A 9759-nucleotide genomic window follows, 5' to 3' on the forward strand; every position below is an offset into this window, starting at 1 on the left:
AATAGCTTGGATTAAGGGAGGTTATGGTTTCGTTGGAAAGTAAAACAGTTCTATTGGATAAAGTGAAGATAGATGCACGGCCAGTTTATCATACAGTGAAACGGTGCTTTGACCTTGTCGCAGCAACTTGTGGGCTAGTTTTATTAAGTCCGGTTATGTTGTGGATTGCTTTTTTAATAAAAAGAGAGGACCATGGCCCAGTTTTCTATAAGCAAGTTCGTGTAGGGAAAAATGGAAAAACTTTTAAAATGTACAAATTTCGGTCAATGTTTGTCAATGCTGATCAGATGTTAGATAAACTGAAGGATCAAAATGATGTTGACGGACCGATGTTTAAAATGAAAAAAGATCCACGGATAACAAAGGTTGGTCACTTCATTCGGGAACACAGTTTGGATGAGTTACCACAATTTATTAATGTGATTAAGGGTGATATGAGTTTAGTTGGTCCACGCCCACCGCTACCTTCTGAGGTTGCTGAGTATAGCGATTATGATAAACAACGCTTGTATGTAATCCCAGGTTGTACTGGGTTATGGCAGGCAACAGAACGGAATGAAGTTGGGTTTAATGAAATGGTTCAGTTAGATATTAAATATATTCTGCAAGCCAATTGTTTGTTAGACTTATGGATTATTTGGAAGACTGTGGAAATTGTAATTAAGCCCAATGGTTCTTATTAATGAATAGTATGGAGAAGACAATGAAAAAAATTAAAATTATGACAGTATTTGGAACACGTCCTGAAGCAATAAAAATGGCTCCTTTAATTTTAGAAGCTAAAAAGAGAAATAATGAATTTGAAGTTATTACTACTGTAACTGGTCAGCATAAGGAAATGCTAGATCAAGTGTTAGATATTTTTAATATCACACCAGACTATAATTTGAAAATTATGCACTCTAAACAAACTTTAACAGATATTACAATTAATATTTTAGCTAAATTAGATAAAATTCTTAATATGGAAAAGCCGGATATTATTCTTGTACATGGTGATACAACGAGTACTTTAGCTGCAAGCATCTCCTCTTTCTATCATAAAATTGCTGTGGGGCATGTGGAGGCAGGCCTAAGAACATGGAAAAAATATTCACCATTCCCTGAAGAAATGAACAGGCAAATGACTGATGTCTTGAGTGATCTTTACTTTGCTCCTACCCAACTTAGTAAAGATAATTTATTAAAAGAAAGTCATAATGAAAAATCAATTTTTGTTACAGGAAATACTGCAATAGATGCATTAAAAAACACCGTTAATGAGAATTATCATCATTCTGTATTAGACAAAGTAAAAAAAGATAATAAGCTAATTTTAGTTACAATGCATAGACGTGAAAATTTGGGTAAACCAATGGAAAACGTTTTTAACGCCATAAAAGAAATGGTTTTATCGAATAGTAATATTGAGATTGTTTACCCTGTTCACTTGAATCCAGTAGTGCAAGATACGGCTAATCGTATCTTAGGCCATACTGAAAGAATACATTTAATCGATCCTTTAGATGTAGTTGACTTTCATAATTTAATTGCACGAAGTTACTTTGTTATGACAGATTCTGGTGGTGTACAAGAAGAAGCGCCGTCCTTAGGAAAACCAGTATTGGTTTTAAGGGATGCGACAGAGAGACCCGAAGGTGTAAAAGCAGGTACTTTAATGATTGCTGGTACTGAGAAAAATCATGTTAAGAACCTGATGAATAACTTGTTGCATGATCATACCCTATATCAAAAAATGTCTAAAGCTTCTAATCCATATGGAGACGGTTTAGCTTCGAAAAGAATATTAGATGATATTCGATACTACTTTACTAAAGAAGGAAAAATTTCTGAATTTAAGGGGTAGAATAAATGCAAAATCTAATAGTAAAACAAGAAAAACGATTGGGATCAAATAGTAGAATCCAAATTTTAGGTACTAGTATAGATGTTCTTGATAGTAAAGATACAATTTCTTTAGTTGAACAATATGTAATTACCAAGACTCCATTACACTTAATGGGAGTAAATGCTGATAAAATTAATGCAGCTAATGATAATAAATTATTACGAGAAATAATTAATGGGTGTGGAATTATAAATGCGGATGGTGCCTCAGTAATACTTGCTAGTAAGTTCTTAAAAAAACCGTTACCTGAAAGAGTAGCAGGAATAGATTTAATGCAAGACCTAGTAGCATTAAGTGCAAAGAAAAATTATAGTATTTTTCTTTTGGGAGCTAAAAAAAATATTGTTGAAGATACTGCAAAAGTATTAAAAACTAAATATGACAAATTAAACATTGTCGGAATTCATGACGGATACTTTAAAGAAAATGATTGGGATAGTATAGCTGACTTGTTATCAAGCAAAAATCCTGACTTTGTTTTTGTTGGAATTACTTCTCCTATAAAAGAATATTTAATTGAATACTTACAAAATAAAGGACTAAATAGTGTTTTTATGGGTGTGGGAGGAAGTTTTGATGTAATTTCTGGTAAAATTCCAAGAGCACCAAAATGGATGCAGAAAGCTAATTTAGAATGGTTATTTAGAGTTAGTTGTGAGCCTAAACGCCTATTTAAACGATACTTTATTGGAAATACAAAATTTATAAAAAACGTTATCGAAGAGAAATCAAATTAAGTTTTGATTGATTTTAAAACGGGCCTTTCTTTGTAATAGAGAGACCTGTTTCTTTCTATAATTAAGAAATTATTTTAGGAGATAAAGATGCAAAAAGTAAAAAAATCAGTGGGATATTTAATGTATATTTTATTAGGAAGTTGGTTGCCTCACTATCAATTGCATCATACTTGGAGAATAGCTAAGCTAATTCGAATGTTTTGCGGATTTCTTATATTTAATAAATGTGGGAAAAATATTGATATAGGAAGACATATCTCTTTTTCAAACAATATAGAAATTGGAAATAATTCTAGTATTGGGGATTATGCGCATATTCAAGGCGCAATCAATATAGGCAATAATGTAATGATTGCACCACATTGTGCATTAATTGGTACGGATCATAATATTACTAAGACTACAATTCCAATGAATAAACAAGGAGAATATAATAGTTTAATTACTATTGAAGATGATGTTTGGATAGGGTATGGCGTGATAATCTTAAAAGGTGTTCATATTGGTAAGGGTTCAGTGTGCGCTGCTGGAGCAGTAGTAACTAAAGATGTACCTAGTTATACAATTGTTGGTGGAGTTCCAGCAAAAATAATAAAGACAAGAAAGTGAGTTGCCTATAATGAAAAAATATATTTGCGAAATTGGACCTGGAAATAGTTATCCTGGAGGAATTTTGACTGTAATTAATAGCTATATTAATAGTAGTTATTTAAATAGCTTTAATTTAAAACATATTGTTACAGCTTCAAAAAGGTATAAATTCTTAATTTTCATTACAGGAATAAGTTATTATGTAGTATTATGTTTGTTAAAACAAGTACAAATTTCTCATATACATATGTCAGAAAGAGGAAGCTGTACGAGAGCGATGGTCATTATAAAAATAAACAACTTTTTTGGAATTCCAACGATTGTTCATTCGCATGGAAGCGAAATTGTGGAGTACTATAATTCTCTTAGTGAAAGCATGAAAAAAAAATTTAGAAATAGAATGCGAGATGCAAAAAAAATTATAGTTCTAACACCTGGCTGGCGAGAGTTCTGGGGTAAGATAGTTGATTCCAAAAATATAGTAGTTATTCCGAATTATGTTAAAATCCCTAAAATAACAAAAAATTATTATGCAGATAATAAAATAAATCTTTTATTTTTAGGCTATATTGGGGATAGAAAAGGGACGTATGATTTAATTGATGCAATTAAATTGTTAGTTTCAAGAGGAACTAACAATATTATTCTTAGAATTGCGGGAAATGGAGAGATAGAAAAATGTAAGAAAATAATTAAAGAGAAGAAGTTGGAAGAATATATTAAAGTTATTGGATGGGCTAATGCAGAAAAGAAAGATGAACTTCTAAGAAAATCAGACATTTTGATTCTTCCCTCACATTTTGAATCATTTGGAATAGTTGTTTTAGAGGCAATGTCCTATAAATTACCTGTTATTTGCGGAGATAAAGGATTTACTAAAGAACTAATAACTAGTGGTAAAGATGGGGTTATTGCTGAAACGGGAAATCCTGAGAGCATTGCTAAAGCAATTTGTTCTATTTCAAAAAATATTAGTACTTTTGGTAAAAATGGATTTACTAAAGTGAGTCAGAATTTTTCTGAAGAAAGAGTTCTAAAACAGCTGTCAAATTTATATAGTAAACTACTTAAATGAAATAATGGAGATAATAAATGCTAAGTTCAAAGGGAAAAGTTGCCGCAACATATATTTTTCTACTGGTTATTTTGCCTATTATGGATTCACTGAACGGCCTATTAAATGGTGGTGGAAATGAAAACGGCCTTTCATTAGGGATTGTTTATCGATTGATTATTGTAGTAGTAAGTGTTATGTATTGGTGCTTTTATGGCCTTAATAAAAGAGCTTTAATATACTTACTACTTATATTTGTTTATTTATTACTTTCTGTGATTGGAAGTACGGATTATGGAACAACTTATATTATTTTATTATTTAAATTAATGTTGCCTATTATTATTATTGAAACTATAAGGAGTTTATATAATAATAATAAATTAAATAGCAGGAATATTAATTTTATTATGAATTCTTGGCTTCTTCTTTTTCCATTGACAATGATTATCCCTTATTTTCTCGGGATTGGTTTCTCAACATATGGGGATAGTACTAGTATTAGTCAGCAAGCACAGGCAGGTTTTAAGGGACTCTACTATGCGCAAAATGATATTTCTTATGTCATTGATATTTTATATTTATACGTTATAAATAAAGTATCAATGAATACAAAGATACTTTATATAGCAGAATATATAATGGTACTAATTGTTTCATTAATAATGGGATTAAAAGGAAACTACTTAATAATTGCAGTGGTAACTGTATATTATGTTTTTAAAGGGAGTAAAGACTCAAAAAGTAGGTTGCAAAAATTTATATTACTAATTATGGTAATTATTGGAATTGCTGCCATTTTTACTTTTTTTATGAATGATTTAAACACTATTATTCAACGTTGGCAATATTTTTATAATAAAAATGGTTTCCTATCCTTTTTTACTAGTACCCGATCAGATAGAATTGCCCCTACATATAATTGGATTTCTGAAATTGCTGGTATAAAAGGTTTTCTCTTTGGGACTGGATATAATTACACAATTATGATTCCTATTTTTAAGTTTGTTGAAATGGATATATTTGATATATTATTTCAATTAGGAATTGTTGGAGCTGTTTTAATTTATGGATATTATTTTTCTATCTATCTCAAAAATAAACATATTAAATTTTATTCTGGAGCATTTTTATTAACTATTTTAATTAGTACATTAAGTGGTCATGTATTTGAAACGGCTTTATCTGGAGTCTTTTTTGCTGTAATTTGTTCGGGCCTAATTGTGAATTCGAATAGTGACTTTAAGGGGGAAAGCTTAAGTGAGGGATAGAAGTAGGCAAGAAGAAATGCTTAAGGGATCAGCATGGATGACAGCTGGAAGCATAGGTTCCAGATTGCTGGGAGCTATTTATACAATTCCCTGGGTAACGTGGATGGGCGTTCATAGTAATGAAGCTAATTCATTATTTGCGCAAGGATATAATATTTATAATTTATTTTTAATTATCGCAACTGCTGGAATTCCTGCTGCAGTATCTAGGTTGGTTGCTCAATACAATGGGGAAAAGAATTATGCTTTGAGTCAGCATTTATACCGATCGGGGTTATATGTCGCCTTATTAATGGGGATTATAAGTGCATTTATTATGATAGCAGGAGCAAGGCTAATGGACAATGGCGATAAGGATGTTATCCCAGTCATTAATTCATTGGCATTTGCTGTATTAATTATGCCAACGATTTCAGTAACTAGAGGTTATTTTCAAGGGTATGGGTTGATGGCCCCATCAGCTATTTCGCAATTTACAGAACAATTTTTCAGAGTTATATATATGTTAGTTATAACTTATTTCATTATGAAAATAATACGTGGCGATTGGAAAAATGCGGTTACTCAATCAACTTTTGCTGCTTTTATAGGGGCTTTCAGTGGTTTAGTCGTACTATTAATTGCTTTAGTAAAATATAGAAAAATTTTAAATGTTGGTGTTACTCAAAATAAAAGTTTAAATTCAACGCGAAAATTGATGTTGAAAGTCATCTACCAGTCAATTCCCTTTATTATAATTGAATCCGGTATTACGATATATCAGTTAATTGATCAATATACTTTTTTCAAGATAATGAAGATGTTTAATAGTATTTCTAAATATAAATTGAATGTTTACTATGCGTTATTTTCTTTTAATGCTAATAAACTTTATATGATAATTATTTCTATTGCAATGTCAATTGCTGCTACCGTAATTCCGATATTAGCAATGTTAAGAAGCAAAAACGATGTAAAAAATATAGAAATTCAAATAAAAAACGTTCAATTATTATTTCTTTTTATTATGGTACCGACGGCTTTGGGATTATATTCAGTTGCACAACAAATTTATACAGTATTTTATAAATATGATGATTTAGGCATAATGGTATTAGAGTTTTCAGCATTTATTGCTTTACCACTCGGATTATATACAGTTAATGCAGCTGTTATGCAAGGGCTTTCGAAAAGCAAACAAATGCTGAAGTATCTATTAATTGGAATACTTTTGAAATTAATATTTCAATTACCATCTATATATTTTTTTCAAGTATTTGGACCTTTACTTTCTACTGGTATATCAATGATAGTGGTAAATTATTTAATATTAAGATACTTTTATTTGAACTATAATTTTAGAATTTCATATATATTAAAAACTATTAATAAAATTGTTCTATTTTCACTTATTATGAGTTTCTTTACAAAAAATTTCATAAGTTTGATTAATTCACCCTTTGATATATATAATCGATATATAGCATTTGTTTGTTTAATTTTTGCTGTATTTATTGGTGGGATTATATATTTATTCTTAGTATTAAAATTCAGACTTGCTGATAAAATTATAGGTTATAAGGCTGAAGCTTTAAGAACTAAGTTAAATATTAAATAGTTACTGTACATCTATCTTTTCAATGATTTTATGGCTCTACGTCAAGTAGTGTTGATACACAAATATAAATTTTCGCTAACTAAATTAGTCTGGTTAGAATCGTCAATTTGTGACGGTTCTTTTTATTAATGTCTTTAGACCTAGTTGAGTGCGTGAGCGAAGCGAGTGCACGAAACAAAAAGTCACCTGCTATGCGGGCGGGCGATAAAAATTATATAAAAAAGGCCTCTTTTGACTTAAGATGTAGGTGTTCAAGCCAAAATTAAATAAGGGTGTCAAGGGCGGTTTTAAATTGTCATTTTATGGCGGTTTAAAAATGTATGATTTAGGCGGTTTAGGAATTGACCGATGCTAAGCGATATGACTTTCCTTTGATCTTAATCACATGTGAGTGATAGACAAGTCGGTCTAAAATGGCCTCTGCGGTTGCCGTACTATGGAGAACAGCTCCCCAACTTGATAATGGTACATTGGTCGTTATGATTGTTAATTTACGTTCATAGCGACCATTTATTAGTTGAAATAATAGTTTTGCTTCCTCTGCTGATATTGGTAAATAACCTAATTCATCAATGATTAACAGGTCATATCGCTCATATCGTCGCATTACGCGCTCTAAGTGTTGCTTTTTTTGAGCTGCCTTTAATCTAAGAATTAGTTCATAGCAATTAATAAATAGTATTTGTACATCAGTGTTGTTCACCTATTAATTGATGATAGTGACGGGAAATGTTAGGCCTTGATTAAGGCATGAAAATCATCTTTCTAAATTTAAAAAGTTGCGTCATAACCCTATACTATAGACAATAAAGTATATAATCTTTTTGGATTCGTTTATAAAATGTGTATTTTGATATAGAAATTTATTTTATGTATAGTAAGATATTTTTAATTGGCATCGGATTTTTTTGCAAACGATTATTTAACATTTTGTTATAGTTTCTCATCAGATTTTCTTAACATACTTTGGGGAGTATTATGGAAACATTTAAAAATATTATTGTTACCGGTGGTGCTGGTTTTATTGGTTCTAACTTTGTCCACTATGTCGTTAAGGATCACCCGGAAGTTGAACACATCACGGTTTTAGATAAATTAACTTATGCTGGTAATCCTGCTAACCTTGATGGCCTGCCTAAAGATAAGGTAGAGTTAGTAGTTGGCGATATTTGCGATAAGGACTTAGTTGATAAGCTAGTAAGCAAAGCAGATGCCGTGGTTCATTATGCGGCCGAAAGTCATAATGATAATTCATTAATTGATCCAACACCATTTATTAAGACGAATATTGAAGGAACCTTTACCTTAATCCAAGCTTGCCGGAAATATGATGTCCGTTACCACCATATTTCAACTGATGAAGTCTATGGTGACTTACCATTGCGGGAAGACTTACCAGGTCATGGTGAAGGAAAAGGCGAGAAGTTTACGCCAGATTCCCCATACCGTCCATCAAGTCCTTACTCGTCATCTAAGGCTAGTTCTGACTTATTAGTAAGGGCGTGGGTTCGGTCGTTTGGCTTACGGGCTACAATTTCTAATTGCTCGAATAACTATGGTCCTTACCAACACATCGAAAAGTTTATTCCGCGTCAAATTACGAATATCTTAAGCGGTATTCGGCCGAAGCTCTACGGTTCAGGTAAAAACGTCCGTGACTGGATTCACACCAATGACCATTCCCGAGCAGTATGGGACATTTTAACTAAGGGTAAGATTGGTGAAACCTACCTGATTGGTGCTGATGGTGAAAAGAACAATAAGGAAGTTCTGGAAATGATCCTGGAACTAATGGGTCAGTCCAAAGATGCGTATGATCATGTAAAGGATCGTCCTGGTCATGACTTGCGGTATGCAATTGACGCGACTAAGCTACGAACTGAATTAGGCTGGGAACCAGAATACACTGACTTCAAGACCGGCTTGCAACATACTATTGATTGGTATACAGAACACCAAGATTGGTGGAAAGATGAGAAGGCCGCCGTTGAAGCAAAGTATGCTAAGAATGGACAATAATAATTAATAAAAATAGTCGTGATATTCTAATCGATTACCGATGAACATCACGACTATTAATTTAAAAGAGAGGAGAAAAGCGATGACAAAAATTTTAATCACCGGTGCCAATGGTCAACTCGGTTCTGAATTACGTAATTTATTAGATGAACGGGGTATTGAGTATGATGCCTTTGATTCCAAGCAAATGGATATTACTAACAAAAAGATTGTGGACGAAAAGATCAACGCATTAAACCCAGTTGTTATTTACCATTGTGCGGCCTATACTGCCGTTGACAATGCCGAAGATGTGGCTAAAGAGTTAAATTGGCAGGTAAATGAAGTTGGTACGCGAAATGTTGCCGAAGCAGCGAAAAAGGTTGGTGCTAAGATGGTCTATATCAGCACTGACTATGTTTTTGATGGTACTAATGAGGGAGAATATAAAGTTGATGCCCCGGTCAACCCAAAGAATGAATACGGTAAGGCTAAGTTAGCAGGTGAAGAAGCAGTTAAGTCAATTCTTGACGATTATTATATTATCCGTACTTCTTGGGTTTTTGGTAAGTATGGCAAGAACTTTGTCTACACCATGTTACGACTTGCCAAGGATCACGATA

Annotated in this window: 9 protein-coding genes and 1 pseudogene; 9 read left to right on the forward strand and 1 reads right to left on the reverse strand. The window is 32.1% G+C overall.

Features of this window, described 5'->3' with window-relative positions; genetic code table 11:
• Positions 1 to 23: 23 nt before the first annotated feature.
• The 7 genes from H5S41_RS11435 to H5S41_RS11465 all read left to right on the forward strand — a co-directional run bounded on the left by H5S41_RS11435 (position 24) and on the right by H5S41_RS11465 (position 7138).
• Entirely contained in the window at positions 24 to 683 is a 660-nt protein-coding gene (locus tag H5S41_RS11435) for a sugar transferase (protein WP_182603396.1), read from the forward strand.
• Between the two features lie 20 nt (positions 684 to 703).
• Positions 704 to 1846, forward strand: coding sequence for a non-hydrolyzing UDP-N-acetylglucosamine 2-epimerase (wecB, locus tag H5S41_RS11440; RefSeq protein WP_182603397.1), 1143 nt, complete (start codon positions 704 to 706; stop codon positions 1844 to 1846).
• 5 nt (positions 1847 to 1851) lie between these two features.
• Positions 1852 to 2625 carry a WecB/TagA/CpsF family glycosyltransferase gene (locus tag H5S41_RS11445; RefSeq protein WP_182603398.1) on the forward strand — a complete coding sequence of 258 codons (774 nt, stop codon included), beginning with the start codon at positions 1852 to 1854 and terminating at the stop codon, positions 2623 to 2625.
• A gap of 87 nt (positions 2626 to 2712) precedes the next feature.
• Positions 2713 to 3234: an acyltransferase gene (locus H5S41_RS11450; protein WP_182603399.1), complete on the forward strand. Its 522-nt coding sequence runs from the start codon at positions 2713 to 2715 to the stop codon at positions 3232 to 3234.
• A gap of 10 nt (positions 3235 to 3244) precedes the next feature.
• On the forward strand, positions 3245 to 4291 hold the full coding sequence (locus H5S41_RS11455; RefSeq protein WP_182603400.1) for a glycosyltransferase family 4 protein: 1047 nt from the start codon (positions 3245 to 3247) through the stop codon (positions 4289 to 4291).
• A 17-nt stretch (positions 4292 to 4308) separates the two neighbouring features.
• The gene (locus tag H5S41_RS11460; RefSeq protein WP_182603401.1) at positions 4309 to 5541 is read left to right on the forward strand and encodes an O-antigen ligase family protein; all 1233 of its coding nucleotides are present in this window, start codon (positions 4309 to 4311) and stop codon (positions 5539 to 5541) included.
• Positions 5542 to 5557: 16 nt separating this feature from the next.
• Complete coding sequence (locus tag H5S41_RS11465; RefSeq protein ID WP_182603407.1) at positions 5558 to 7138, forward strand: putative polysaccharide biosynthesis protein; 1581 nt, start codon at positions 5558 to 5560, stop codon at positions 7136 to 7138.
• A 334-nt stretch (positions 7139 to 7472) separates the two neighbouring features.
• Here the strand turns inward: H5S41_RS11465 and H5S41_RS11470 are convergent.
• Positions 7473 to 7829: pseudogene (locus H5S41_RS11470) on the reverse strand (ATP-binding protein); the annotation flags it as partial.
• Positions 7830 to 8116: 287 nt separating this feature from the next.
• On the opposite strand from H5S41_RS11470, the gene rfbB reads away from it, so the two are divergent.
• The gene (rfbB, locus tag H5S41_RS11475) at positions 8117 to 9157 is read left to right on the forward strand and encodes a dTDP-glucose 4,6-dehydratase (protein WP_182603402.1); all 1041 of its coding nucleotides are present in this window, start codon (positions 8117 to 8119) and stop codon (positions 9155 to 9157) included.
• An 82-nt stretch (positions 9158 to 9239) separates the two neighbouring features.
• Positions 9240 to 9759 (forward strand): SDR family oxidoreductase (locus H5S41_RS11480; protein WP_182601935.1); only part of this gene is annotated, 520 nt, incomplete at its 3' end.

The sequence above is a fragment of the Limosilactobacillus albertensis genome (assembly GCF_014145555.1).
GTDB lineage: Bacteria > Bacillota > Bacilli > Lactobacillales > Lactobacillaceae > Limosilactobacillus > Limosilactobacillus albertensis.

Coding starts and splice junctions, on each gene's coding strand:
- H5S41_RS11465 (WP_182603407.1), top strand. CDS start 5,558: ATGCTTAAGGGATCAGCATGGATGACAGCTGGAAGCATAGGTTCCAGA.
- rfbB (WP_182603402.1), top strand. CDS start 8,117: ATGGAAACATTTAAAAATATTATTGTTACCGGTGGTGCTGGTTTTATT.
- H5S41_RS11460 (WP_182603401.1), top strand. CDS start 4,309: ATGCTAAGTTCAAAGGGAAAAGTTGCCGCAACATATATTTTTCTACTG.
- H5S41_RS11445 (WP_182603398.1), top strand. CDS start 1,852: ATGCAAAATCTAATAGTAAAACAAGAAAAACGATTGGGATCAAATAGT.
- H5S41_RS11450 (WP_182603399.1), top strand. CDS start 2,713: ATGCAAAAAGTAAAAAAATCAGTGGGATATTTAATGTATATTTTATTA.
- H5S41_RS11435 (WP_182603396.1), top strand. CDS start 24: ATGGTTTCGTTGGAAAGTAAAACAGTTCTATTGGATAAAGTGAAGATA.
- wecB (WP_182603397.1), top strand. CDS start 704: ATGAAAAAAATTAAAATTATGACAGTATTTGGAACACGTCCTGAAGCA.
- H5S41_RS11455 (WP_182603400.1), top strand. CDS start 3,245: ATGAAAAAATATATTTGCGAAATTGGACCTGGAAATAGTTATCCTGGA.